This is a genomic window from Brevibacillus sp. MER 51 (assembly GCF_023714195.1).
Taxonomy (GTDB): Bacteria; Bacillota; Bacilli; order Brevibacillales; family Brevibacillaceae; genus Brevibacillus.
The window spans coordinates 35345-61295 of sequence record NZ_JAMAUS010000003.1 but is presented as its reverse complement, the minus strand read 5'-3'; the positions used below and the strand labels follow the sequence as shown (position 1 = coordinate 61295).

The 25951-nt window shown below is 47.1% G+C and carries 24 protein-coding genes; 14 read left to right on the top strand and 10 right to left on the bottom strand.

Annotation, left to right across the window (positions count from 1 at the left end; all coding sequences use genetic code 11):
• The first annotated feature begins 20 nt into the window (after positions 1-20).
• The gene (locus M3630_RS07320; RefSeq protein WP_251251707.1) at positions 21-611 is read left to right on the top strand and encodes a TetR/AcrR family transcriptional regulator; all 591 of its coding nucleotides are present in this window, start codon (positions 21-23) and stop codon (positions 609-611) included.
• A 69-nt stretch (positions 612-680) separates the two neighbouring features.
• Here the strand turns inward: M3630_RS07320 and M3630_RS07315 are convergent, their stop codons facing one another.
• From M3630_RS07315 to splB, 3 genes are all read right to left on the bottom strand, one after another.
• A complete protein-coding gene (locus M3630_RS07315; RefSeq protein WP_251251706.1) occupies positions 681-1373 on the bottom strand; it encodes a deoxynucleoside kinase in 693 nt (230 codons plus the stop codon).
• Between the two features lie 42 nt (positions 1374-1415).
• Positions 1416-2057: a deoxynucleoside kinase gene (locus M3630_RS07310; protein WP_142064742.1), complete on the bottom strand. Its 642-nt coding sequence runs from the start codon at positions 2055-2057 to the stop codon at positions 1416-1418.
• 154 nt (positions 2058-2211) lie between these two features.
• A complete protein-coding gene (splB, locus tag M3630_RS07305) occupies positions 2212-3285 on the bottom strand; it encodes a spore photoproduct lyase (protein WP_251251705.1) in 1074 nt (357 codons plus the stop codon).
• A gap of 410 nt (positions 3286-3695) precedes the next feature.
• Here splB and M3630_RS07300 point away from each other — a divergent pair, with 410 nt between their 5' ends.
• The gene (locus M3630_RS07300; RefSeq protein WP_251251952.1) at positions 3696-4241 is read left to right on the top strand and encodes a sigma-70 family RNA polymerase sigma factor; all 546 of its coding nucleotides are present in this window, start codon (positions 3696-3698) and stop codon (positions 4239-4241) included.
• A gap of 5 nt (positions 4242-4246) precedes the next feature.
• On the top strand, positions 4247-5578 hold the full coding sequence (locus M3630_RS07295; protein ID WP_251251704.1) for a DUF4179 domain-containing protein: 1332 nt from the start codon (positions 4247-4249) through the stop codon (positions 5576-5578).
• A gap of 59 nt (positions 5579-5637) precedes the next feature.
• Here the strand turns inward: M3630_RS07295 and thiD are convergent, their stop codons facing one another.
• Positions 5638-6432 (bottom strand): bifunctional hydroxymethylpyrimidine kinase/phosphomethylpyrimidine kinase, encoded by a 795-nt coding sequence (thiD, locus tag M3630_RS07290; protein WP_251251703.1) that lies wholly within the window; start codon positions 6430-6432, stop codon positions 5638-5640.
• A gap of 108 nt (positions 6433-6540) precedes the next feature.
• On the opposite strand from thiD, the gene M3630_RS07285 reads away from it, so the two are divergent.
• From M3630_RS07285 to M3630_RS07275, 3 genes are all read left to right on the top strand, one after another.
• Complete coding sequence (locus M3630_RS07285) at positions 6541-7347, top strand: sensor histidine kinase (protein WP_173609778.1); 807 nt, start codon at positions 6541-6543, stop codon at positions 7345-7347.
• Entirely contained in the window at positions 7344-7991 is a 648-nt protein-coding gene (locus M3630_RS07280; protein WP_173609779.1) for a response regulator, read from the top strand. Before M3630_RS07285 ends, M3630_RS07280 begins: the two co-directional genes overlap by 4 nt.
• An 81-nt stretch (positions 7992-8072) precedes the next feature.
• Positions 8073-8477, top strand: coding sequence for an SET domain-containing protein (locus M3630_RS07275; protein WP_012685826.1), 405 nt, complete (start codon positions 8073-8075; stop codon positions 8475-8477).
• A gap of 86 nt (positions 8478-8563) precedes the next feature.
• On the opposite strand, the gene M3630_RS07270 is transcribed toward M3630_RS07275, so the two are convergent.
• From M3630_RS07270 to M3630_RS07255, 4 genes are read right to left on the bottom strand one after another with little or no spacing between them, the layout of a single operon-like run.
• Positions 8564-10015 (bottom strand): M1 family metallopeptidase, encoded by a 1452-nt coding sequence (locus M3630_RS07270; protein ID WP_251251702.1) that lies wholly within the window; start codon positions 10013-10015, stop codon positions 8564-8566.
• 27 nt (positions 10016-10042) lie between these two features.
• Complete coding sequence (locus M3630_RS07265) at positions 10043-10495, bottom strand: GNAT family N-acetyltransferase (RefSeq protein ID WP_251251701.1); 453 nt, start codon at positions 10493-10495, stop codon at positions 10043-10045.
• A gap of 16 nt (positions 10496-10511) precedes the next feature.
• Positions 10512-11510 carry a TIGR03943 family putative permease subunit gene (locus tag M3630_RS07260; protein WP_251251700.1) on the bottom strand — a complete coding sequence of 333 codons (999 nt, stop codon included), beginning with the start codon at positions 11508-11510 and terminating at the stop codon, positions 10512-10514.
• Positions 11511-11520: 10 nt separating this feature from the next.
• The gene (locus tag M3630_RS07255; RefSeq protein WP_217367092.1) at positions 11521-12447 is read right to left on the bottom strand and encodes a permease; all 927 of its coding nucleotides are present in this window, start codon (positions 12445-12447) and stop codon (positions 11521-11523) included.
• Positions 12448-12700: 253 nt separating this feature from the next.
• On the opposite strand from M3630_RS07255, the gene M3630_RS07250 reads away from it, so the two are divergent.
• The 3 genes from M3630_RS07250 to M3630_RS07240 all read left to right on the top strand — a co-directional run bounded on the left by M3630_RS07250 (position 12701) and on the right by M3630_RS07240 (position 15290).
• Positions 12701-13090, top strand: coding sequence for an ArsR/SmtB family transcription factor (locus M3630_RS07250; protein WP_026133948.1), 390 nt, complete (start codon positions 12701-12703; stop codon positions 13088-13090).
• A gap of 142 nt (positions 13091-13232) precedes the next feature.
• The gene (locus M3630_RS07245) at positions 13233-14273 is read left to right on the top strand and encodes a flavin-containing monooxygenase (protein WP_251251699.1); all 1041 of its coding nucleotides are present in this window, start codon (positions 13233-13235) and stop codon (positions 14271-14273) included.
• Positions 14274-14300: 27 nt separating this feature from the next.
• On the top strand, positions 14301-15290 hold the full coding sequence (locus tag M3630_RS07240) for a cation diffusion facilitator family transporter (RefSeq protein ID WP_251251698.1): 990 nt from the start codon (positions 14301-14303) through the stop codon (positions 15288-15290).
• 67 nt (positions 15291-15357) lie between these two features.
• On the opposite strand, the gene acsA is transcribed toward M3630_RS07240, so the two are convergent.
• A complete protein-coding gene (gene acsA / locus M3630_RS07235; RefSeq protein WP_251251697.1) occupies positions 15358-17073 on the bottom strand; it encodes an acetate--CoA ligase in 1716 nt (571 codons plus the stop codon).
• Positions 17074-17235: 162 nt separating this feature from the next.
• On the opposite strand from acsA, the gene M3630_RS07230 reads away from it, so the two are divergent.
• From M3630_RS07230 to M3630_RS07210, 5 genes are all read left to right on the top strand, one after another.
• Positions 17236-18135, top strand: a complete 900-nt coding sequence (locus M3630_RS07230) for a metallophosphoesterase (RefSeq protein ID WP_173609847.1) — start codon at positions 17236-17238, stop codon at positions 18133-18135.
• 42 nt (positions 18136-18177) lie between these two features.
• Positions 18178-19185 carry a PucR family transcriptional regulator gene (locus tag M3630_RS07225; protein WP_251251696.1) on the top strand — a complete coding sequence of 336 codons (1008 nt, stop codon included), beginning with the start codon at positions 18178-18180 and terminating at the stop codon, positions 19183-19185.
• 112 nt (positions 19186-19297) lie between these two features.
• Positions 19298-20413, top strand: coding sequence for an ABC transporter ATP-binding protein (locus tag M3630_RS07220; protein ID WP_251251695.1), 1116 nt, complete (start codon positions 19298-19300; stop codon positions 20411-20413).
• 112 nt (positions 20414-20525) lie between these two features.
• Positions 20526-21296 carry a Cof-type HAD-IIB family hydrolase gene (locus M3630_RS07215; protein ID WP_251251694.1) on the top strand — a complete coding sequence of 257 codons (771 nt, stop codon included), beginning with the start codon at positions 20526-20528 and terminating at the stop codon, positions 21294-21296.
• 84 nt (positions 21297-21380) lie between these two features.
• On the top strand, positions 21381-22781 hold the full coding sequence (locus tag M3630_RS07210; protein WP_251251693.1) for a S8 family peptidase: 1401 nt from the start codon (positions 21381-21383) through the stop codon (positions 22779-22781).
• 121 nt (positions 22782-22902) lie between these two features.
• On the opposite strand, the gene M3630_RS07205 is transcribed toward M3630_RS07210, so the two are convergent.
• The gene (locus tag M3630_RS07205) at positions 22903-25893 is read right to left on the bottom strand and encodes a hypothetical protein (RefSeq protein ID WP_251251692.1); all 2991 of its coding nucleotides are present in this window, start codon (positions 25891-25893) and stop codon (positions 22903-22905) included.
• Between the last annotated feature and the right edge of the window lie 58 nt (positions 25894-25951).

The window sequence follows — 25951 nt, the reverse complement described above, 5'->3', positions numbered from 1 at the left end:
AAGTAAGGAGATTGTAAAGCATGAAGATGTCCAAAGCAGAGCAAAAACAGCAGACGATGCAAAAACTGATCGAAGTAGCAAGAGAGGTGTTCTCTAGGCAAGGCTATGCGGATGCCGCCATGGAAGACATCGTAAAACAAGCCGGGGTGACCCGGGGCGCACTATACCATCATTTTGGGAACAAAGAAGGGTTGTTTGAGGCAGTACTGGCTTCTGTCCAACAAGAAATCGGAGAGCGCGTAGAAGCTGAAGCTGCGAAAAGTGAGGAGCCTTGGCAACAATTGATCTTGGGGTGCCTGGCCTTTGTCTCCTCGGCCGTCGAACATCGCAACAAGCGGATTTTGCTTATCGATGGCCCTTCTGTCATCGGGTGGGAAACGTGGCGCCGAATGGACGAGGAAAACTCCATGCGGCATCTCAGGGAGCAGCTACAAACGATGCAAGAGCAGGGGTACCTACGTACCGTTTCCATCGACGCTCTGACTCATTTGCTGTCTGGTGCGATGAACGAAGCCGTCCTCTGGATTTCGGAGACGCCTGATCATGAGAAGTCCCTTGAGGAAATTTCTGCAGCATTGACCTTGCTCTTGGAAGGATATCGCACCCAATAAAGGCAAAGCACCCCTGCTTCCGCCTCTTTCCGGGCAAAATGCAGGGGTGCTCTGTTATTGTAAAGGGTTTTATGATGAAAAGCGGGTAGCTCGTCCGATCCGAATTTTTTCAGCAGCCCGCGCAATAATGCTCTCTACCGAAGATGGGTCATCCACAACGTCGTATTCGTTGATATTGACCCGCAAAATCGGACAGGACGTAAAGGAGGCAATCCAGCTATCATAGCGGCTAAATAAATCCTGCCAGTAATCCACCGGTGTTTGTTGCTCCATCGGACGCCCTCGCTCTTTTACGCGGCCAATAATATCATCGAAGCTGCCCTCTAAGTAGATCAAAATGTCCGGATGCGGGAAGTAAGGCGTCATGACCATCGCTTCAAAAAGTTCTGTATAAGTGCGGTAATCTTCTTCTGTCATGTTGCCTTGCTCGTACAGCATGCGGGCAAAAATCCCGGTATCCTCATAAATGGAGCGATCTTGGACAAAACCGCCGCCATAATCAAACATCCGTTTTTGTTCCTTGAAGCGTTCTGCCAAAAAGAAAATTTGCAAATGGAAACCCCAACGTGATAAATCATTATAGTAACGGCCCAAATACGGGTTATTGTCAACCTTTTCTACAGATACGCGAAATCCGAGCTGATCTGCCAAGGCATGTGTAAAGGTGGATTTTCCTACCCCTACTGTCCCGCCGATCGTAATTACTGCGTTGTTTGGTATCCCGTATTTTTCACGAAGCGTGCTGTTTTGAAACCTCGACATGTACGCAACTCCTTATCCCCATGCTTACTTTTCCTTTGTTCCCTATCCTTCTTGTCCCATCAACTCTTGAATTCGTGGCACAATTCGATCCAGTACAACCTTCAAATCTTCTGGTCGATGTACGAAATCCAAATCGTCACAGTCGAATTTGATGACAGGCGTATCCGGATGATGCTTTTCAAACGCTTCCATAAACTCGTTGTAATCAGCAATCAGGTTCTCCATATAGGTGACATCCATGCTGCGCTCCATTTCGCGATCGCGCATCGCAATCCGCTTCATCACGGTCTCAATCGAAGCTGTCATGTAGATCACTAAATGCGCCTGAGGCAAATCCTCTGTTAGGATATCATAAATTTTGAGGTACTTTGGCAGGTTATCTCCTTGTAGCGTCCGTTTGGCAAAAATCGTATTTTTGAAAATATTGTAATCAGAAACAACGGAAATACCTTGATTCAGGAACTGTGAATGAATATCCTGCAACTGCTTGTAACGATTGCAGAGGAAAAACATTTCGAGTTGAAAGCTCCATTCGGCAATATTTTCATAAAATTTACCCAGGAACGGGTTTTCGTAGACGATCTCTTCCAGTAGCTGCAAGTTGCATGCACGGCTTAGTTCCCGCGATAAAGAGGTTTTCCCAATACCAATAGGTCCCTCAACGGTAATCAATATGGACTTCATGTATGCTTCGATTCCTTTCAAGAAAATGAGAGCACTCCATATTCTAGCACGTATGTAAGCGTTTGTCGAAAATATTCGCATCGTGTCGTTTGGTATCATTTGGTGCTCATCTTTCTAAAAGAAAAACTGCTCTTCATCAAGAGCAGTCTGGTTCTTACGTAAAATATTCAACCCGAGCCTGTGGAAACAATCGAGCAATTTCACTTTCCAAATGGGCCTGCAAAGCCTTTGCTTGGATGTCGGGATAGACATACTTCCCTTTCCCGTATTTCCCCCATTTGTACTTGCGCTCTTCTTCCTTCATCTCCAGCTTCGTTTTCGGATAGCGCTGGAGGATCAAGCTTTTCGCGATCTTGGTAAAACGGTGCTGGATTAGCTCAAACGTCAAATCCTCCATCGCTTCGGGGACCAACTGCGAACGCAGCCTTTCCAACAAATCGGTATACCCTGCTTCCCATCCTTCAAACCAATACAATGGCGCTAAAATAAAGCCCAGCGGATAACCTGCCTTGGCTACCTTCCCTGCTGCCTCCAGTCGCTGATGAAAGCTGGAGGTACCTGGCTCAAAATTTTTGATGACATAGTCGGCATTCATGCTGAAACGAAATCGGGTATGCTTGTTGTGCTTGGCATCCAGCAAGGAATCCACATGGTGAAACTTCGTCACGAAGCGCAACCGCCCAAACTCCTGCTGGCCCATAAACTCAATTGCTCGTTTCAGATTGCCTGTAAGATGCTCAATACTTACCGGATCAGATGTACAAGCTGCCTCAAAACGAGTGATTTCTCCCGGGCGTTCTTGGATATACTTTTCGGCCTGTGCCAGAATCTCATCTGTATTGACGTACACCCGAACATACGGCTTAGTCCCGATATTGGTGTTCAAATAGCAATAGTGACAGTGGGCAGCACATCCTGTTGCCAGTGGAATGGCATATTCTGCGGAAGGCTTGGAAGTCTCGAACTTCAATGTTTTGCGTACACCAATGACCAACGTCCGCTTCGCATTGCGATATTTCTCCACTTCAGTATCACCAGGAATGCCACGAACCTGATTATGGCTAGTCGTCATCTGCATCGGAATCCCTTCCGCCTGAAAACGGCGATACAGCTCTTGACCAAGTGGATAATTCAATGCATGTGGCTCAACGAAAATATAATCCGGAGCAAACAGCTTGCTGCCTTTCTGCTCCGTCTTTTCAGGTCTTTCCAAAAGGGTTGTTCCCATAGCCATCATTCCCCCCTTCACCTAGTATGCCCGTGCCACTCGACAGGACGTGAGGGGAAGTATGGCTGTGCCTTTTATTTCAGGGTGTTCTTAAATTCGCGTAACAGCGTCTTTGCTTGCCCCTCTTGAGTTTGCGGGACTTGGAGCGTATAGACATGTCCTGCTTTTTTGGTCTGCCTGGATAAAAGCCTGACTCGAATTCCTTTCATTTCTAAATAACGCCGACATTCCTGAGCAATCCGTGGGAGACCATACGATTCATGAATCGTAACCCATTTGATCCACATTCACCTGCACCCCATCCTTACACACTTCTTTCTTTTACAGTAAGCAGTGGACGGGGGATTGGTTCAAAACAAAAGAGAGTTGCTGACATTTTAGGAAAACCGTTTTTGCCTCTTGGCCGTCTAATGGTAGAGGAGGGGGAAAAAGTGAATCTGGAACTGCTCGTTTCACGCGCAAAAAATGGGGATGATGATGCCTTTTTTCAACTCGTCAGCCTTCATAAAGAACAACTGTATAAAATCGCCTACGCCTTTCTTCGTAACGAGACAGATGCATTAGAGGCCATTCAGGAAGCGACGTGCCGTTCCTATCTCAAGCTGGCACGATTGAAACAGCCTGCGTATTTTCGTACTTGGCTGACCCGCATCCTTATTCATATTTGTCTGGATGAGCAAAAGCGCCGAAAACGGATCATCTTGGATCCCATGGAGGATGACGTCGAAAGTCGTGCAAGTACTCCGATGGACGACCAAAATGTCGAGCGTATCCAAATTGAAGCGGCTCTCGCTCGTCTCAGTCCAAATTATCGGCACATCATTATTTTGAAATATTTTGAAGATCGGACAATACGCGACATTGCTGAGGTACTCGGTCATCCGGAAGGCACCATCAAAACATGGCTGCACAAGGCTCTGGGTGCACTGCGCAAAGATCTCGGGAAAGGCTGGTGAGTTTTATGAGTGAAAATGAAAAAAAGAATGCGAGTCCATTCATGGTTCCCGCTGAGATTGATCAATACATTCGAAGAGGGATGGAACAAGCAAAAGAGCTGCGTCAAAATCGGAGCCGCAAACGCTGGGTACGCGTTGGTTCTAGTCTGGTTGCTTGTTTGTTCATTTTCGTGTTTATTTTTTCCGTTCGCCTTTCACCCGCTGTTGCCGCATATGTCAGCTCGATTCCCGGGATGGAAAAGATCGTTGATTTTCTTCGGGACGATAAAGGCTTGCAAAAGGCAGCAGAACACAACCTCGTTCAAAATATTGGCGCCAGTGGTTCAACGGAAGATGTGACGTTTACCATCGATCAAGTTTTGGCCGACGAAAAACGGATGGTCCTCTTCTATACTGTAAAGCATCCATTTACGGATAAAGAAGTAGCCCTGCACAAGATCGAGTTGTTAGACAAAACGGGAAAGGAATGGGAGCATGGTGTATCTTGGTCAAGCATGGGGAGAGAAGAGCCTGTGATTCAGGATCGTATTGATATTGTCATCAATGAAGCCACTGAAATACCCGATGCAATGACTGCAAAAGTCACACTTGCAATCGATAATCTCGAACAAAAGACTCCTCTCTTGATCGACTTTGCTGTAGATAAAAACAAATTTAAGACCTTTGACAAAAAAGTGTACCCGGTGATGAAGGAAGTCATGATCGACGGTCAGCGTTTCACGATTGAACAAATCGCGGTTTTTCCTACTCAGACAGAAGTGAGCATTCGCTTTGATCCAGCTAACCAAAAGCACGTATTTGATTTTGATAAGCTGAGGCTCGAAGATGAAAAAGGAGAACCATTCGCTTTTTGGGGAAATGGCATTCCTGTTCGTGACAACGGTGAAAATGGGAGGATATATAATCTGGAAAGTATTTATTTTGTAGAGCCCGAAAAGCTAATTCTCAAAGCCGATAGCATTCGTGCCCTAGACAAAGATAAACTGCGAATCGTAATCGACGCGAAGACAGGCACATTAACAAACGTGCCGAATGATCGCTTAAAATTAACAGCACTGCGTCAAGTCGATGATGTGGTGGGTATGGACTTTTCTTTGAAGGTTCCGCTTCAAGATAAACACTCTCATATATCCTTAGGGTATGACCTGACTGACGACCTAGGAAATGAATATGATTATGTGCAAGGAAGCAACTACTCCACAAATGATGAATCGATTCAAAACTATTCCATTCTATTCAAGCGAAAAACAAACAAAGGCACCCCTACTTCCTATTCCTTTCCTCTGTCCAGCTATCCTGAACGTCTTCAAGGTACTTTTTCAGTAGAAGTCAAATAAAAAATGCCCCATCAGCGATTGCTTGTACGGCATCGCTGTGGGGCATTCTTTTGATAAACTTAGTCTACAACCGCCCAGTGGTTGGTCGGCCCATGCCCGCCACCCAATTGCGGTGCTGTCTTAATTGCTTCGAAAATAAAGCGATTTGCTTTTTCTACCGCAGTGATGAGCGGTGTATGTTTGGCTAACTCTGCTGTAAGAGCCGCGGAGAATGTACAACCTGTACCGTGCGTATGGCGTGTATGAATACGCTCATGGGATATTTCATGGAATGCGGTACCATCGAACAAAATATCAACGACAACGTCCCCTTGCATATGTCCACCCTTCATCAGGACATTGCGGGCGCCCAACGCATGTATCGCTTTTGCCCCTTCGCGCATCTCATCTGTCGTCTCGATTCTCATGCCAGTCAAGCATTCTGCTTCCGGCAAGTTAGGTGTGACGACTTCCGCCAACGGCAACAACTCTTTTTTCAATGCAATGATCGCCTCATCCAACAGTAGTTTTGACCCTCCCTTGGCAATCATCACCGGGTCTACCACCAGCTTTTTCAGGCCAAATGCTTTGATCTCTTCCGCAACAACACGAATGATATCAGCATTAAACAGCATGCCCGTTTTCGCCGCGTCAGCGCCAAGATCACGCAACACCTCATGCATTTGCTGGGCAACTGCCTCTGTCGGCAACGGATAAACACCTGCTACACCCAATGTATTTTGTGCAGTGATTGCTGTGATCGCACTCATCCCGTACACACCGAGTTGATGAAAGGTTTTCAGATCTGCCTGAATCCCAGCTCCCCCACCGCTATCTGAACCCGCTATCGTCAATGCTTTCGCAATCGTGCTCATGATATTCCCTCCTGCTTTCCACCTTTTCTCACCTGAGTATACCATCCGCTCGTCCCATTCGGTATACTTAAGGAATGTTTGCCAACAGTCATGCAAGGAGGCATCTGCATGTCCTATCGAATCTTTTATTGGTTGACCTTTTTGATTCCAACCATCATCATCGGGGGTTTTGAATTCATCCGTCACGACTTTCTGCTGCCTTATATGTCTATGGAAGCTGGAAATGTGTACATTACCCTCTTGACGCTCTTTCTCTCTTTTTTATTTGCTACCTGGATGTTTCACACGCTTAAACAAATGAATGCACGAATCGTCGAGGAACAAGCCCGTCGCGCTGTTTATGAAGAACGGGAACGCCTTGCCCGCGAATTACACGACGGGATTGCACAGTCTTTGTTCTTCCTCAACGTAAAGCTGAAGCAGGGACAATTGGACGATGCACGGGTCGCTGTATCTGCCATCGACAATCATGTACGCCAAGCCATCTTTAACTTGCGCTCATTGCCAGAAGAAGGCAGTCTGGATCAACGCCTTGAGAAATGGTTGGCCCAATGGAGCGCTTTATCAGGAATCGACGTTGCTAGCGAATTGCACGTCAAAGACGGCTTTTTTACTCCCACCGCAGAAGTACAACTGTTTGGGATCATCCAGGAAGCTTTTGCCAACATTCGCAAGCATTCTCAGGCCAAGCATTCGTGGATTCACCTCACGACAGATGAAACAACTGGCTGGATTCTCGCCGTTGAGGACGATGGCATTGGGATTTCCAACCCTTCTCCCGATACGAAAAAATACGGTTTGTCCATGATGCGCGAGCGAGCACGCCAGTTGAACGCCTACCTCGACATTCAGGTGCGACCGGCAGGCGGCACGATCATCCGCTTATCTTCTTATTCAGGAGGAAAAACACTATGAACGCTTACCGTGTATTGATCGCCGACGACCACCCGATGGCTCGTATGGCCATTCGCAGCCTCCTTGATCCAGATCCCTCTTTTGAAGTCATCGGAGAAGCGCAAAATGGCGAGGAAGCCTTTCTCTTATGCGGACAAATACAACCGGATCTTGTTCTCATGGACATCAACATGCCGAAATGGAGCGGACTCGAAGCGACCCGCGAGGTCAAGAAAGCATACCCGCACATCAAGGTCGTCATTCTCAGCGTCTCCGATGACGTTGCTGACCTGATCACGGCCATTCAGTTCGGTGCCCAAGGTTACTTGCTGAAAAATTTAGAGCCTGACGACTGGATTAACTACTTGCATGCCTTGCTCGGCGAGGACAGTGAATTGACTCGCGAAATGGCAACCCGACTCATGTACCGCTTCCGTCAAGAAGAAACCACAGATGAAATGGTCCCTGCTGTTCTGACCCCGCGAGAGCGAGAGATTGTCATGTATGTGGGAGCAGGAAAAACGAATCGGGAAATAAGCGAAGCGCTGATCATCGCAGAAAACACAGTGAAAAACCACCTGAAAAACATTCTCGAGAAGCTGCAATTGGCTAATCGCGTCCAGCTCGCTGCTTACGCGGTTCGCCATCATTTGGTTATCAAATAAAAAACATTGCTTTCTGCTCGATCAACTGTCATCCTTAGAAAGATACGTTTTCCACAGACATAAGAAATGCAGGTGATCCGCATGATCGAAGTCAAGACCTCCAAACTTAGCAATGGAGAATTAAATAGAGGTGTATTTGCGACTCAAGATATCCGAAAAGGCGACCTGATTCATGAAGCGCCCGTGCTGCCTTATTTGAACGAAGAGCATGAGCATATTGAGAAAACCTTGCTCGCGGATTATGCATTTGAGTACGGTGCTAATCACACGGCCTTCTTGTTAGGGTATGGTATGCTATTTAATCATTCCTACACGCCAAATGCCACGTATGAGATTAATTTCGACAACCACACGTTTGATTTTTATGCGTATACGGACATTCAAGCGGGTGAAGAAATCTTAATCAACTACAATGGCGATGAGGATTGCGATGATCCTCTCTGGTTTTACGAAGACCAACAGAAAGAAACAGATGATACCAAATAAGCTTATGCTGTAAAAAGAAAGAAAACCCGGAAACAGACACTTGGGAAAGTGCCCGTTATCCGGGTTGTTTTGTGTACAGGGGCGTACTATAAACGCAGCCATTTCGCAAAGTACTGTTCATTCACTGGAAAATACGCTGTGGCAAAACGAACAAACTCATGCGTATCCACCTGTTTGTAAGCGTACGTCTGATAATACTCATGCAAAAACTCCCAGCCATCCGTCGCATCACCGTAAGTTGTAATCAGCTTCCATAGCTCTTTTACAGGCTGACCGTACACCGGACCCACGATCGGTCCCTTGTCAAATGCATCCAGCGGCAGATTGGAAACCGATTTGGTCGCATCCGCTTGATCAGCAAAATAAAAGCTTGCGTCCCCTTTTTTCTCCACATCGTAAAAATAGAGCGTTGTAGCCAGCTCTGTTATTCCTTCATCCAACCAAGCGTGATGGAACGGATCATTCGAGACCACTCCATAGAACCATTGATGGGCAATCTCGTGCACCACCGTGTGACTCATATCGGGGACTACACTCCCCATGTGTCCAACCGTCACCACGCCAGGATATTCCATACTTGCGGTTTCATCCAACAGGATATCGAGTTGTTTATGCGGATATGGACCCAATTTATCCGTGAATTGTTCAAGCGATTTTTCCGCAGCTTTTAAAGCGACAATCATCGCTTCCTTGTCTGCTTCCTTTCCCCATACTCGCAGCTCGACACCTTTAACCGTTTTGCTTTTACTTTGCATTCCTTTTACAACGGCGATGAATACTTCCTTCGTATTTTTCACTTTTAATTTACCGCTCTGACTGTTCGACGCCTTATCCTGATCAGAAGAGCTAATGATGGTATACCCTGGCGGCAAGCGGTACGAAATCGAAAAATCCGCATGGCTCGTATGATACGATTCACCTCGAAGCGAATACGGCTTCTTATTCCATCCGTCCTTTCCCTGGTAGGAGGCAAGCATCGGATATGCTTGCGCTAGATGAAAGCCGTTTTCCGTACGGTCAAATCGCAATCCTTTTCTCGGAACGGTAAACGAATATTTTACGATTACCTCTCGATTCTCATTTGGCGCAAGCTTTTCGGCAAGTGGGATGGCAAGCGTATCACCCGTCAGTTGATACTTCGCCTTCACACCATCCAGCTTGACCTCTCGAATTTTCACTTCAGCTGCGTCCTCGAAGAATGGGGGTTTGTTCTCTTTTGTAAATGCATGGGGCAGGAAGTAAAAGATCAACTGATCCCATTCGTCCTTGGAACGATTTTCAACGGTGATCTTGGCCTCAGCGGTAAACTTTCCTTCTGGCGACATCTCGAGCTTCAGGTCGTATGAGCCTTTACTGCCATCTGCTACGGGCTTGGCTGTGAAGTCGTCTATCTTTCCCACTGTAAGAGACTGCGCCCGCACCCGTTCTGGCATCCACCAGCCACTTCCTGATCCACCAAGGACCAAAGCCAACCCAAAAGCCATCGCCGTCGCCTTGAGCAAACGCTGTTGCCACTTGCTTTCCTTCCTAATCAGCATGAACTTCACCCTTCCCAACCTCTCGCCTTATCCTAGAATCGTTTTCTCGAAAAAAGATAGCCACAGACCAGGCTTCACTTCTTTTTGGTCCCTCAAGGTAAATCCATGTCTTTCATACAATCGGACAGCCGGTTCATTCAAGGAACCAGTCGCGACGACGATCTTGTTGCAACCATGCTCGTGGACAGAGGCGAGCAATTGACTCGCGATTCCCTTGCGAAAATGAGTAGGATCAACAATCATTCGGTGAATATCCAACGTTTCCCCCTCGATCATAAAAGAAACGGCCCCTGCCAACTCGCCTTCCTCCATGTAGCCATAAAATGTTTCTCCACATGTCCTCAGTTGTTCTACTGATTCGCGCAGGGGTGGAATATCTTCTGTACCAATTATCTCTGCCTCTACACGATACGCTCTTTGCTGCATGTTCCAAAGTTTTTGTACCGTTTTTTCATTTTGCAACTCTAGCCGCACGATCATTTCGTTTCCCCCGATTTTAGCTTTCTGGTGCTGATTCAAAGCTGTAATACACATAAGGATCTTTGGGTGCGGAAACGGCTTCTACTTGAGAGGCTTTGAGAACAAGCATGTCGTACCCGTCTACCTGACGCAACTCAAGCTTTCCGCGTACTTTTACCCAGCTATCCTTTTTCCATTTGTTCGCGTCCTCTTTTTCCACCAGAACACCATAAACACTGGAATCTGCTGTACAGCAGGTGACGGAAAAACGCGCTACGACAAACTGCTGCTTGGTAAAGTCAGGCTGCCGATATACAAATCCCATTGTCTCAAGCTCTTTTCCAGCAAATTCTTTTGCATATAGCTCCATCGTGGTGAGTCCGTCCAGGAACACCTTGTCATTGAGTTCGATTACTGGCTGTTTATGTAAAAAGACGGCGATATCCGTGTAAAAGTCACCAAATCCCTCGTTCGAGAATCGCTGTCGCAATTGTTCGTCGTCTGTTGCTTGAACCGGGGGTATTGCTACTTGATTGGTTGCCTCTGGCTGTGGTTCTACGCTTTGTTCGGCATCTTCTTTTCCTTCTGCTTTCTGCTTCACATTTTCTGCTGCATTCGCATTCACATTCGCGTTCGCCGTAACATCCGCCAGCTTTCGTACATCATTGCTGAGCAGCGTGATCCCACGCTTCTGTGCGACATCACTGCCAAGAATTTTATCCGGCATGACAAATCCCATTACGATGGGGAGTACAAACAATCCATAAACCAAAAGGGAGCCGATAGGTGTACGCGGAACTTTGTGTTGCTCCTCACAATCGCAATCGTAAACGCTACTGCCTACAAAAATTTGCCGTATGCTGACAATGGTCAACAGGGCCAGGATGACGAGCGTGACATAGCTGAACATGTGCAATCGTGGTGCAAGATAGTAACTGAGTGTTTCCGACAGGATCAAATAGGCCAACAACGCTGTAATGCCCGACAAAATCAAACTGCGCATGATGTGATGACGCTTCAAATTTTTCTGATCCATATTCTCCTCCTTATATCGGTATGAGCATGGTGACACAAATCACTAAAAGCGTAATAGCCACGACCAGCTTGATAACAAAACCAAAACGGAATGTTCCAAATAGCATCAACGTCGTTTTTAAATCGAGCATGGGGCCGAAAACCAAAAATGCAAGCAACGAGCTGCTTGAAAACGTATTGGCAAAGGAAGCAGCGATAAACGCATCTGCTTCTGAACAAAGCGAAAACAAATACGCCATCCCCATCATGACCAAATGGGAAGTGAGCGGCGTTTGACCGATGTCCATGAGCGTATCCCTGCTGATGTACACCTGTAAAAGCGCACTGATAAACGCACCAAACAACAAATATTTTCCCATGTCAAAAAATTCATCTACCGCGTGGGCAAACGTCGAGGACAGCTTTCCACCCGTCGCTTTTACATGGTCGGCTTCATGACTGATTTGTGCTTCCATGCCAAGCCGTATCGGATTTTTTTTGACAAACAGGAAGACAAGCATACCCACAATAAGTGCAACTACGAATCCCGCAATGCCCCGGTAGAGAGCCATTTCCGGCTGACGGGTGAAAGCGACATAGGTCGATGACAAAACAACGGGATTCACAATCGGTCCCGCCAATAAGAAAACAATCCCGACTGACAGGGGCATCCCTTTTTGGATCAAACGACGAACCACAGGGATAATGGCACATTCACATACGGGGAACAAAAATCCGAGCAACCCGGCAAACGGCAGGGCAACGAGTGGATGCTTCGGTGTCCAACGCCTCACCTGCTCTTCTGTCACAAACGTCTGGATAAACGCAGAAAAGAATACACCCAGGAGGACAAACGGGATTGCTTCCAGCCAAATACTAAGGAAAAAGGTTTTCACATCAAGCCACAAAGGGGACCACTCTATACTCCAACCGGAAAACAAGCTGCTGTCCGTGCCCATTGTTAACCAAACGACACTTAGTCCAAGCAGGAGCGCCCCGATTATTTCAACCAGGAATTGGCGAATCTTCAGAATCAAGTGGGAATTCTCTCCTCTCCATTTACAAATAGGTATCATTCCTATTTAGATAAAGACACCTTTATTTCCTTCTTGTCCTTTACTTTTTTTACAAGAAGAGCAGGTTGTCCAGCCTTCCCTTCCCCCTGTATCCGTCTTATAATGGTGGAAAATGGTACGGTTTGGGGTGAATGAAGTGAGCGAAGACATTCAGCGCATTCCCACTGATCTCGAGGTTTGTGAAGTCCAGACGATTGATGAAGAAAAAGTAAACAGGCTTCGGCCCAGGATGATGGAGACGGAAGGTGTCGCCCCTCTCTTCAAGGCTCTCGCAGACGATACCCGAGCAAAAATCATTTACGCGCTGGCGCTTGAAGGAGAACTATGCGTTTGTGATGTCGCAGCAACTATCAATAGTTCGATCCCCAATACCTCTCACCATCTGCGACTGTTAAAAAACATGGGTCTCGCCCGTTATCGGAAAAGTGGCAAGCTCGTCTATTACTCACTCGATGATGATCATGTCCGCCATTTAATCATGTGTGGAATTGAGCATGCTGCCGAATTGAAGCAATCAAAACCGTAAATCCACTGGCTTTTAAACAGGTCCGTCACCAATGTGGCGGCCTTTTTTGCTGATTTCCAAAAAAACATTCAAACAATTACTTGAATATGATAATGAATGTGGTATGATGTAGGTAATCCTTACCAGAAAGAAGGCACTACTCATGAACGATTATGACGTCATCGTAATTGGCGGAGGGCAGGCAGGACTTGCGCTCGGATATGCGCTCAAGCGTAAAAATCGTCGTTTTGTCATCGTGGAGCAAAACCAACGGATCGGGGACAGTTGGCGGCACCGCTACGATTCACTGGTGCTTTTTACACCACGTAAACATAATCAACTACCTGGTCTTGCGTTTCCCGGAGAGCGGAATACGCTCCCGAACAAGGATGAAGCAGCAGACTACCTAGAATTGTACGCCAAACATTTCGAATTGCCTGTCATGCTGGGTACGACTGTCATGGAACTCAGCAAAATTGGTTTCCGCTTCCAAGTACGGACACAAGACCGTCTGCTCTTCGCGAAGCAAGTCGTCATTGCAACAGGGCCATTTCATACGCCGTTTATCCCAGATATTGCGAACAGCTTGGACCACACCGTTCATCAACTGCACACTTCGCAGTATAAGAATGAGAGCCAGCTCATCGACGGCGCGGTTCTTGTCGTTGGCAGCGGCAACTCTGGAGCACAGATTGCGGTAGAACTCGCCGCTCATCGACCTGTTATTTTTTCACAGGGAGAATCACGCTCTTACTTGCCTAACTTCCTATTTGGAAAACCTATATTTGATTACATGAAGACACTTGGATTACTCGATGCTCCCCACTCCACCTGGATCGGCAAGAAAATGCGCAGCTCACCCGATCCAATATTCGGCTACAAAAAGCAGGTGCGCGAGCTCTCTCGCTCAGGAGCATTGCGGTTGGTTTCTCGAGCTGTACAGGTTAATGGGCGAACCGTTTATTTTGCAGATGGAACAGAGGCAACCGTCAATAACGTATTGTGGGCCACTGGCTTTCGACCAAACTACGATTGGTTGAGTATTCCAGATGTGCTGGATTCGAAAGGCAGACCCATTCATCTTCGGGGTATCACAAAAGTGCCTGGCCTATCCTTTCTCGGACTTCCCTGGCAGCATACGAGAGCGTCAGCGCTTATGGGTGGCGTAGGAAAAGACGCCCTTTATCTAGTGGAACATCTATAAATTTTTTTCTATAAGGAGGATTCTATCATGGGCTTTCATCATCACGATCATGGAGATGGTCATGGTCACGATCACCATCACCATGGAAAAGGAGCCAGTAAACGAGCTCTTCTCATTTCTTTCCTCATCATTGCTGTATTTTTGGTTGTAGAAACCATCGGGGGCTTCCTCACCAATAGTTTGGCGTTACTCTCTGATGCTGGGCATATGTTAAGCGATGCATTAGCGCTTCTTTTGAGCTTGATCGCTGTGCATTTTGCTGCACGACCACCTTCTGCAAAGAGAACATTCGGGTTGAAACGTTTTGAAATCTTGGCTGCCCTGACCAATGGTGTGACACTTGTACTGATATCCTTGTTCATTTTCTGGGAAGGGTTCCAACGCATGTGGAATCCGCCTGAGGTTGCCAGTGGCTCCATGATCATCATCGCCACAGTCGGACTCTTGGCAAATATTGCTGCAGCCATTGTACTCATGCGTGGCGATACCAAAAATAACGTCAATGTACGCAGTGCCTATCTCCACGTTCTTGGCGATCTTCTCGGTTCTGTCGGCGCAATCGCTGGTGGTATCCTGATGTGGGCTTTTGGCTGGTACATCGCCGACCCAATTATCAGTATCGTCGTGGCTGTCCTGATCATGCTGAGCGCATGGCGCGTAACGAAAGAATCTGTCAATATTTTGCTGGAAGGCGCCCCTTCACGGCTGGATACGACAAAAGTGGAAGAGCGACTCAGTCAGCTGCCTGGAGTTATCAAAGTGCATGACCTGCACATCTGGACGGTTACTTCCGGATTTGATTCCCTGACATGCCATTTGGTTGTTCAAGACGATTTGCCCAGCTACCCTGTATTAAATGACGCGCTGGTCCTTTTGGAAAAAGAATTCGGTATTACACACGCTACCATCCAGATTGAGAACTCCTCTACTCTACATGGTGACTTACATTGCCAGGCAACAGCCGATTCCCACGATCACGATCATAACCATGAGCACAACCATCCTCATGATCATTAGACAACATAGCCATTCCTAAAAAAAGAAAACCATCTCCCGACATTTTCGAGAGATGGTTTTCCTGTGATTAATCTTCCATTGTAGACAGGTCACCAGTCGGTAGACCTAATTCCCACGCTTTCAAGACGCGGCGCATGATTTTTCCGGAACGTGTTTTTGGCAGCTTGTCGCGGAATTCGATTTCACGAGGAGCAGCATGTGCAGCCAGTCCTTCTTTCACAAACTTGCGAATTTCTTCCATCAACGCTTCACTTGGCTCATACCCAGCTCGCAGCGCGATGAATGCTTTGATAATTTCACCACGAACCGGATCCGGTTTGCCGATGACGCCTGCTTCGGCTACTGCTGGATGCTCCACCAGCTTGCTCTCTACTTCAAACGGACCGACTCGCTCACCGGAAGTATTGATCACATCATCAATACGGCCTTGGAACCAGAAGTAGCCTTCTTCATCCTTGTAGGCAGAATCCCCGGATACATACCAGCCCGGGATGCTGAAGTATTCTTCGTACTTCGCCGGGTTGTTCCAGATTTGTCTCATCATGGCCGGCCAGCCCGCACGAATTGCCAGGTTCCCCATACGATTCGGCGGCAGCTCATTTCCTCGATCGTCAATAATCGCTGCATAAATACCTGGGAACGGCTTACCCATCGATCCAGGCTTGATCGCCATACAGCGATAGTTAGAAATTAGTTGGGCACCTGTCTCCGTCATCCACCAGTTGTCATGAATGCGTTGATTGAACACGCGCATTCCCCAATGAACAACTTCAGGATTGAGTGGTTCGCCAACGCTCAGGACGTGACGCAGGCTGGACAGGTCAAATTGCTTGACGAGTTCATCCCCTGCCCCCATAAACATGCGGAACGTAGTCGGAGCACTGAACCAGATCGATACTTTGTTTTTCTCAATGACTTTATACCAGTCTTCAGGAGTGAAACGTCCGCCACGTACAACAATCGTCGCTCCATTCAACCAAGGCGAAAAAATGCCATAAGAAGTACCCGTTACCCAGCCTGGGTCTGCTGTGCACCAATAAATATCATCCTCTTGCAGGTCGAGAATCCATTTCCCAGTTTGATAATGCTGGATCATGGCATTGTGGACATGCAGGACACCCTTTGGCTTACCGGTTGAGCCTGAGGTATAGTGCAGGATCATGCCATCCTCACGATCGACCCATTCGATTTCCAGCTCGGTGGAGGCTTCTTCCATCGCTTTTTCAAAGCAGATGTGGCCTTCTTTTAGCTCCTCTTCTGCACCTACAACAATCACGTGTTTTAGGGCAGGCAGGTCGCTTACGGGAATGCGCGGCAAGAGTGCAGGCGTCGTAACGATCGCAACGGCTTCGCTATTTTCCAAACGATCACGCACTGCTGCTTCCATGAACGCTTCGAACAGCGGCCCTACAATCGCGCCAATCTTGATCGTGCCTAAAACGCTTACATAAAGCTCCGGCGAACGCGGCATAAAGACGAAAACGCGGTCCCCTTTTACAATGCCCAAATTCCGCAAAACATTCCCGAATTTATTGGATAATTCGCTTAATTGCGCAAACGTATAAGTCTCGTCTCTCGTTGCATTGCTGTACATCAAAGCAATTTTGTCTTTCCGATCAGTAGCGAGATGTCGATCAATGGCTTCGTACACCATGTTCACTTTCCCGGTCTCATACCAAGAGAATTGCTTCTCCACATCCGCCCAATCAAAATTCGCATATGCTTCGTCATAATTTTCCAGATTATAAGGGCCTTCCGTTGCTGGAATTTTCTCTACGTTCATGTCTTCACTCTCCTACTCTACATCGTTTTTCTCACTACGCAACATTCATAATATTTCTACATTTTTTGCGTAATTCCTCCTGCCAGAACCTACTTATTCGATTGCGAACTTTTTCTTGTATAATTGACGGTACGCTTATCGTAAAGGAGATGGCTGACCTTGATGATCTGGTTTATTTTACTTGGCGCTATCGCCTTGTTGCTTTTTCGAGCCTATCGCAATACATTTGATGTTCAAATAAAGGAAGTAGCAATACCCTTGCAAAAATCACGGCATCTTCAACAACCGCATGATTTTGAGCCGATTTCGATCTTGCATCTGTCTGATTTGCACATGGAAAACTTATCCGTATTGCCCCAGCGCATTGTCGATGACTTCTCGCAGCGTCAGGTAGACCTGATTGCGATTACCGGCGACTTGCTCGACCGCGACAAAAACATTCCGAAGGCAGTTGCTTTTGTGCAATGTCTCCAGCAATTACAGCCGACACTCGGAACTTATGTAGTTTTTGGCAATCACGACTACGTGCTTACCCCTTTCAAGCTTGCACAGTTAAAATCAGAGTTGGAGCGAATTGGCTGTCATGTTCTTGTCAACGAAAATGAAACAATCTATCACAAAGGGCAACCCCTGCACCTTATCGGTGTGGATGATTTCAGCACGCGCCATAGCAACCTGGCCAAGTCTTTCTTCGGTGTTCCCGAGACAGGAGCAAGGCTCGTCTTGACTCATGATCCTAATATAGTTTTGCACATGAAGGAGTATGCTTACGATTATTTGTTGTCAGGGCATTTTCACGGAGGTCAGATCCATTGGCCTCGTCCCTTTCATCTCGTAAAGATGGGGAAATTGCCGAAGCTAAATATCGTGAAAGGTCTTCATGAGATGGATGGTCGACCCTTTTACATCAGTGAGGGCCTGGGGCAAACAGGGGTAAACATCCGTCTGCGTTCCCGTCCCGAGATAACCTTGCATGTATTGGGCAGTGATGCTCCATTCAGCGTGATAGCCGCTCCAGCTCCGGCCCTACAAGAAACTGCTGCCACGCTTGCCCTCGACTAAGGTATAATAGCCTTACTTTCGTGTCGAGATGGGGGTCAACTTGTGGAAAAATGGAAGAGAGATGTCGAGCACATCCGACAAACGACGAATTTACCTATCGAATATGTACAAGTCTCACAAACGGAAGCTGCACAAGCCCAGCAGGATTGGGTACAAAAAGGTTGGGAACCAGTTGCCCTCCATTCGAGTAACGGTGTAATGTCATTGATTCTTATCGAAACGGCATCTTGGCATGCTTCAGCCCGGGCGTTGCTGGATCTGATTTTTCCTCATATGGATGACCCAACAACGCTTCCCCTCCCAAAACAGATATCCAATTGGCTTTCGGGCATTGTCTCCGGTTCCCCTGTTGCAATTCCTGCTCAGCTGGAAGCAAAATGGCCGTGGAAAGAAGCTCGCGTCTCCTTTTTATTAGAGCGATGCAGACCGGATCAAAAGGGAGAATGGGATTCCTTGCAGCCCTTGCTGCATGATTTTTTTGAAGGAGCACCTGATTTCATTCCGCTAACGCAAACACATGCCCTTCTCATCATCCCAGTCTCCATGCTCGATCACCAAAAAACGGCTTCTGAGCTTTTGGAGTGGGCATCTGGCCTGCATGATCTGATTTCGATGGAATGGATGGAACCCGTTCGCCTTGTTGTCGGATCGCCAATCGCGAGTCCACTAGCATTGGGCGACACTCTTTTACAGCAATTATCACTGGCCCGTGCCCTTCAAACCTATCGACCACAAATGATGGTTGCTGGAGATTGGTCTTATCCATTGGAACGATGGGCTGCTTCTCTCCCCAAAGAAATAGCAGCTGCAATCGCGAACGAGCTGGCCACTGTCATAACCGTTCCGCACATGACAGATGAACAACTGGAAACATTAGATACCTTGTTCGCCAGACAATTGAATGTAAGCGATACAGCACGACAGCTCTTCCTTCACCGGAATACACTGTTGTATCGATTGGACAAGCTGACTGAACAAACCGGATTAGACCCGCGATTGTTTCCTGATGCCGTCATGCTCCAGCTCTACCTCCTCTTTCGTCAAAATTAACAAAACATTTTGTATATACTGTCCGTATCCAACTTGCAAATGAATTGGTACCCTACCATTACAGTCATCCAAGAATTCTCTCTCTTCACAAACCCGAGGAGGTGCCTTTTTCATGGCAAAGGTAAGTCTTTCCCACATTTATAAACGATATGGAAACAACGTTACGGCAGTAGACGATTTTCACTTGGAAATTCAAGATCGCGAATTCCTCGTTCTAGTCGGACCATCTGGTTGTGGAAAATCTACCACGCTGCGCATGATTGCGGGTCTGGAAGAGATTTCGGAAGGTGATTTATACATAGGCGATCGCCGTGTCAACGATGTGGCTCCCAAAGATCGCGACATCGCCATGGTTTTTCAAAGCTATGCACTCTATCCGCATATGAATGTATACGAAAATATGGCTTTCGGACTGAAATTGCGCAAATTCTCCAAATCCGATATTGATAAGCGCATTCAAGATGCAGCTCGAATTCTCGATATTTCGCATTTGCTAGACCGCAAGCCAAAAGCGCTGTCCGGGGGACAAAGACAGCGTGTCGCACTGGGCCGTGCTATCGTGCGTGAACCGCAAGTATTTTTGATGGATGAACCGTTGTCCAACCTCGATGCGAAGCTGCGTGTACAAATGCGCACGGAAATTTTGAAACTGCACCAACGCTTGAATACCACGATCATTTATGTGACGCACGATCAAACGGAAGCCATGACTATGGGAGACCGGATTGTCGTCATGAAGGACGGCCTCATCCAACAGGTGGCAACCCCGACTGAAATCTACAATCATCCAGTCAATCTGTTTGTAGCAAGCTTCATCGGCTCCCCTGCGATGAACTTTGTGAAAGGGAATCTTTCCGAGAAAGACGGAGCACTCTATTTTGATGCCCAAAATATTCATGTACGCTTCCCGGAAGATAAAGCCAAGACTTTACGGGAAAAAGGTTATGTAAATAAGCAGGTTATTTTTGGGATTCGCCCCGAGGACATTTACAGCGACGCTACTTTTATGGAAGCAAATCCATTTGAGAGCTCACTCGAAGCAGAAGTGGAAGTCGTAGAAAACATGGGTTCCGAATTGTATGTCTATTTCCACAATATCGGGGATACCCAGATGGTAGCGCGTGTGGATTCTCGTGAAGCGCTCAAACCAAAGATGAAGGTAAAACTAGCGATGGATCTTGCCAAATGTCATGTATTTGACAGCGAGACAGAAGTAGCTGTATTCTAATAGCGGAATGAAAAGGAGTGTCCCAACCGGCATTCCTTTTCCTATTTTTTTGTGCAAAACTTTTTATAGAGAGAACACCTAGAGAGAGAGCGTGGAGAGGAGCGGATAAGAAGTGGCTTATCAAATCGTCTTTTTTGACATTGACGGAACCTTACTGAACACCGATCATATCATTCCACAAACAACGGTAGACGCCGTACAGACATTAAAACAAAACGGTGTCCATGTCGCGATCGCAACAGGACGTGCTCCTTATCATTTGATGCCAATCGCTGAGCAACTGGGCATTGAGACATTCGTGGGCTTTAACGGGTCGTATGTGAAGAGTGAAGGGAAGATCATTCATCACACGCCAATTGCTACAGAAACATTGGCAAAGCTCGAACAAATGGCTGAGGGTTATTCCCATCCCATGGTATTTTTGAGCGCAGATCACTTCTATGCCAATGCGATGGACCACCCGCATATCATCGAGTCTTTTGATTGGTTGGGACTGGAATACCCAGCGTATCGCCATCGCTACTGGGAGGAATCGCCGATTTATCAAGCATTTCTATACTGTGGCCCAGATGAAGCAAGGTACACAGGAGAATTCCGTGACGTTACTTACATTCGTTGGCATGAACACTGCATGGATATTTTGCCCCCAAACGGCTCCAAGGCAAAAGGAATTGAAGCCGTCTTGAAACATTTTGGACTCACTCCTGCGGATGCTGTTGCCTTTGGAGATGGATTGAACGACAAAGAGATGCTCTCCTATGTTGGTATGGGAGTAGCGATGGGGAACGCTCATGAAGAATTGAAGCCGTTCGCCAATATGATTACGCGCCACGTAAACGACAATGGCATTCAACATGGTTTAGCAAAGCTTGGATTAATCTAGTCACACCAATTGTAAGTATTTCCTTCATAATCACTCCCTTCATGTGCACGATATAGATAACAGCACTGGAGGGAGTGAGTTTTTTTGCGCGTCTGGCCTTTTGTTGCCGCTATTGCCTTGGTCGGTCTCGTAGTTGTCCCGTATCGGATGAATCAGAATGCAGAGCAGGAAATGCGCGAACCTCATCCCCGCGTGACATCCGTTCAAGCGAGAATTCCCCGCATTAACTACATTGAACAAGTGAAAGACATTCGTCGTGACCTGGAGACAAAAAACCATATCCAAACGCTTCATCATAACCAGCGTGACCGCAGTCATTATGTCGAAAATGAAGTTGTCGTGCGCTTCTCCCCTCGACCCAAGCAAGAAAAAATTGATGAGCTCGTTTCTTCGTTGGATGCCAAGATCAAGCGCGACTTTGACAAATTTCTCATTATCAAATCAAAGAGCATGACTACCAAGCAGCTCATGAAAAAACTGGCTGAACATCCTGACTCCGTATTTGCCGAGCCAAATTACCTTTTACTTCCGAACGTGAAACCAAACGATACGTACTACAAGGAATACCAGTGGAATCTTCCTCTGATCGGCATGGAGCAAAGCTGGGACGTCAGTGAAGGTAGCAGTGATGTCATCGTCGCAGTCGTCGATACAGGTGTGGATATGAAGCATCCGGAATTTGCCGGTAAGCTGGTCAAAGGCTATAACGTTTTGGATGGCAGTAACAAACCCGAGGATGATAATGGTCATGGAACCCATGTATCAGGTGTCATAGCGGCGAAAACGAATAACAGAGATGGGATTGCCGGGATGTCCTGGAATAGCAAGATCATGCCGGTCAAAGCCATTGGCGCAGACGGCTCGGGCTCAGCTGTAGACATCGCACAAGGTATTTATTGGGCGACTGATAACGGAGCGGATGTCATCAACTTGAGCGTAGGCAACTATACCTCCTCAGCCGCTCTACGGGAAGCTTGTCGCTACGCCTTTGAAAGGAATGTCGTATTGGTCGCGGCTTCCGGAAACGACGCAAGTGATCAACCTAGCTTTCCTGCAGCCTATGATGAAGTCCTGGCCGTTGCCGCTGTCGATCACCGCAAGGAACGCGCCGATTTTTCCAACTTTGGCGATTATGTAGATGTATCTGCTCCCGGGGTCGATATTCCGAGCACGTACATTTATAGCGACTATGCCTCTCTATCCGGTACTTCGATGGCATGTCCTCACGTCGCTGCACTCGCTTCGCTCATCCGTTCCATTCATCCCGATATGAACACCCGAGACGTGATGAATCTCATTAGACATTCCGCAACTGACCTCGGAGCTCCAGGTCACGACCAGTTGTACGGGTACGGTATCATTAACGTGAACCAAGCCCTTCGCCAAGCCCAACCGGTCGAGCAAGTCAAAACGGAACAGCCTCCAAAAACAATCGGCGGCTTGCTTACCAAGTTTTTTCAACGTCTGCGTTTTGGGGCACAATAAATCCAGTAATAAATTTCGGTGAACAAAAAGGCGTACGTCCCCGTCTAAGGTTTGTACGCCTTTTTATATACATTTCAGAGCGATTCGAATAGAAAAAGGTGGCAGCTAACCACCTTTTTCGTTAATCATGCCTTGGCATACCATATGCTTCGTACGCCTTGCGCAAAATCTCAAAGCTCAGCTTTTTTCGTTCATGGTACGTTGGCAAATCCCATTTCTCCCATTGGTACAAGAGTGGTTTGGAAGCTTCCCGAGAGAATGGCTTTTGATTGGAATGTGCAAATACTTCCACACCAACCCCTTTACTTTCGGTTGGAACGATTCCATTCGCCTCATACGGGTATTTCCAAACCTGTTTGCTACTCGGGTCAGTATACCCCAGAAACATCCAAGGAATACGTATTTCCAAAACATTGCCTTTTGCATACCAATCCGCCAATGAGTTGTACGTCGGATCTTCTGGATCGGAAATCCCTGGTTTCATGATGCCCACTTCCAACTCTTCGAAAGGCATTTTTTTCTTGGTTTCCGGTAAATACAATGCTTTGTTGAGTGTCAGTTTCCATGGCAAGAATATGCCCCTATCTGCTTGATCATAACGTTCATCCCAAGGCAGCATTCCCTTGATATACCCATATAGCCAACTATGCTGATCATAGGCGCTATTGACAAAAATGCGAGAATTGCTTTCCCCTTGCATTCGCAATAAAAATTCGATCTCTTGGGAAAATGTAATTCCTGGTGCTTGATCAGCTGTTCGACTCCCACCACTCAGCGTATCAAAGCCAATATCCAGCCTGTCCTTTGAGAAATCCCAAACCCCTTCGCTCTTCTTTAGCATAAGATACAGGTACGCTTCATCGTGTGAAACAGAGAGATCAAATCCGGGATAAGCACGTTTGACACGCTGAAGTCTTTTTTCCCAATCTGCTGTTTTCCCATCAAGGATGATCTGGTCAGATACGTAATTACCAGGTTCGACCGCGATGACGCCAAATTTCTCCTCGTTTGTTAACGGATTGTTCCACATTGCCCTCCGTTCCGAAGGCAGCTCCAGGTCAATCGTATTCCAAGTAAATTTGAACCATTCATCCTGCCATGCGAATAAAAGTGCACCATCGTAACCCTCTTCATAAATACTGCGCAGCATATCGGCGTTCATCTCGCCTTGCTCTTGTTCCGTATGCATTCCCTGATTCCGTCCAGCAGGCCCATAATGAGTCATTCCACGTGAGCTAGGTACACCATATTCGGCAACTAACAATGGGATTCCTTTGTGGTGGGCACGCAAATCACGCAGGTAGCCGGCATACGGATTTATCTTGCCGCTTGAATCCCGGTACGTTTGGTACTTTCCCTCATATCGCAAAAAGTCCGGGTAATACGGATAGACATGATATGCGGCAAAGTAACCAGCTGTCCATTCCGCCGAGGCTTTCAGATTCATCGGGTCAATCGAGACCATATCCTCTTGCGGCAGCGGCTCGTTGGGATGCGACAGCGGATCGGTCGTCAGCCAATTTGTAAACGATACTGGATGCTGCCATCCATATTTCATCTCTTCCTCAGCCAAAGAATCAAGCATGGAGGCAAGCCAGCTTTCAAAAGGAGACGCTTTTTCCGCTGTTATGATATATTTTCCCTGATAAGGAGGCATGTCCAGATGTGTTGCATTCGTCACCTGTACTGTATATGGATGCCACTCGGTACCAAGTATCCACCCTACCAAGTATTCCGACACATCTGTTCGATATTCACCGCTGGCACGACCGTACCGCTCCGGGAGAGTCACGTCTCCATGGACTGCTTGTACAGCGTCTTTAATCTCCTGCCGAAAATCTTTGGTTATCTCGGGAGTAAATGCATCCCGTCCTTTCCGATCTTCACCCGCGAGCGCTTCATCCGGCGACCAGATTCCTTGCAGTAGGAGCAACGGCTCTTCCTGCTTTTGGTTGAACTCATGTAATGACTCATAAAAAATCGGAGGTAGAATTGTATAAATGCGGACGACTTTGTTATTCATTTCTTTCATCTGTGAAAACCAGCGCAAGTAATCTTCGCGGGTCGGGGAGAGCTCTCCAGGATAGTGCCCTGGTGTCGTTGCACCCAGGTTGATTCCCGCCCAAAACACGGGTTCCCAGCCTTGCCCGTTATAGAGGGCAATATCCCCGCCGTCTACTTTGGCAACCAGCTTCTTGCCTTCACCTTCGAATACAGGCATCGGTTTTGCCGCTTTGCTTGCTTCCATTTGGGCTTCGCTTTTTTTGACCAGTTCCTTCCACTTCTCGTAATCATGGATGGCGTATCCGGCGTAGCCTGCAAATTCTTCGAGATTATCTTCGAGAACGGCCAGCTGCTCCTCCAATCCGCCATGCCCTTCCTCATAAAAGGTTGTGTTTTCTCCCTCTGCGCTTTGCAGCAGGTTAAGGCCTACGACCACTTTGTTTTTGTGACCGTTCGCTTCGTTCATGATCGGGTTCACAATTTCCAATACCCCGTTCGGTCCCTCTATCCTGTCGCGGTAGGCCATTAACGTTACATGATCTAGCGTGCTGACCAGCCACTTACTGACCGTTTCCGATTGGTCTGCCAGCGACAGCTCGTACATCCAAAACGGAATATCGACACTTAGCTCCAACGCTGGGTCCTTTTTGATTTCCGCGGACAAGTATTCGATATTGGATACCCATTCGTTTTTGATTACTTCTTTATTCTCATTCCATTCGGGTAGTACGTGAGGTTCAATATCGAGATGGAGACCGCTAAATCTTTCATCTTCTCCTGCTGATTTATTATAGGTCTGAACCCAGTTTACAAAGGTGGTAATACTTTTTCGATTGGAAACAAGAGACCATACCGGATCTCCTGCCAGAGCATCCACGCGAATGCCGGATGCATTTGCTTCCTTAATAAAGGATCGATAATCTTGATGGGTAACCTTTTCTTGGTCAATATGCAAATAGATGAGATTGATGTCATGTTGCTTGGCAAATGTGATGATTTCTTCTCTTTCTGTAACAATGAGCTGCGTATTCCAAATCCAGGTCGCGATCATCGGCGGAGTCCTATACAAATAGGCGATGATTGCGATGACTGGTATGATAATGATCACAAAACCAAGCAGCAGATTTTTTTTGCTTGATCGATTTTGTTCTGGTTCTGTGCTAGCT

Coding starts and splice junctions, on each gene's coding strand:
- M3630_RS07320 (WP_251251707.1), top strand. CDS start 21: ATGAAGATGTCCAAAGCAGAGCAAAAACAGCAGACGATGCAAAAACTG.
- splB (WP_251251705.1), bottom strand. CDS start 3,285: ATGGGAACAACCCTTTTGGAAAGACCTGAAAAGACGGAGCAGAAAGGC.
- acsA (WP_251251697.1), bottom strand. CDS start 17,073: ATGAACGTAGAGAAAATTCCAGCAACGGAAGGCCCTTATAATCTGGAA.
- M3630_RS07220 (WP_251251695.1), top strand. CDS start 19,298: ATGGCAAAGGTAAGTCTTTCCCACATTTATAAACGATATGGAAACAAC.
- thiD (WP_251251703.1), bottom strand. CDS start 6,432: ATGAGCACGATTGCGAAAGCATTGACGATAGCGGGTTCAGATAGCGGT.
- M3630_RS07310 (WP_142064742.1), bottom strand. CDS start 2,057: ATGAAGTCCATATTGATTACCGTTGAGGGACCTATTGGTATTGGGAAA.
- M3630_RS07265 (WP_251251701.1), bottom strand. CDS start 10,495: ATGATCGTGCGGCTAGAGTTGCAAAATGAAAAAACGGTACAAAAACTT.
- M3630_RS07315 (WP_251251706.1), bottom strand. CDS start 1,373: ATGTCGAGGTTTCAAAACAGCACGCTTCGTGAAAAATACGGGATACCA.
- M3630_RS07280 (WP_173609779.1), top strand. CDS start 7,344: ATGAACGCTTACCGTGTATTGATCGCCGACGACCACCCGATGGCTCGT.
- M3630_RS07260 (WP_251251700.1), bottom strand. CDS start 11,510: ATGGATCAGAAAAATTTGAAGCGTCATCACATCATGCGCAGTTTGATT.
- M3630_RS07285 (WP_173609778.1), top strand. CDS start 6,541: ATGTCCTATCGAATCTTTTATTGGTTGACCTTTTTGATTCCAACCATC.
- M3630_RS07230 (WP_173609847.1), top strand. CDS start 17,236: ATGATCTGGTTTATTTTACTTGGCGCTATCGCCTTGTTGCTTTTTCGA.
- M3630_RS07275 (WP_012685826.1), top strand. CDS start 8,073: ATGATCGAAGTCAAGACCTCCAAACTTAGCAATGGAGAATTAAATAGA.
- M3630_RS07270 (WP_251251702.1), bottom strand. CDS start 10,015: ATGCTGATTAGGAAGGAAAGCAAGTGGCAACAGCGTTTGCTCAAGGCG.
- M3630_RS07255 (WP_217367092.1), bottom strand. CDS start 12,447: ATGGGCACGGACAGCAGCTTGTTTTCCGGTTGGAGTATAGAGTGGTCC.
- M3630_RS07245 (WP_251251699.1), top strand. CDS start 13,233: ATGAACGATTATGACGTCATCGTAATTGGCGGAGGGCAGGCAGGACTT.
- M3630_RS07300 (WP_251251952.1), top strand. CDS start 3,696: ATGGTAGAGGAGGGGGAAAAAGTGAATCTGGAACTGCTCGTTTCACGC.
- M3630_RS07240 (WP_251251698.1), top strand. CDS start 14,301: ATGGGCTTTCATCATCACGATCATGGAGATGGTCATGGTCACGATCAC.
- M3630_RS07295 (WP_251251704.1), top strand. CDS start 4,247: ATGAGTGAAAATGAAAAAAAGAATGCGAGTCCATTCATGGTTCCCGCT.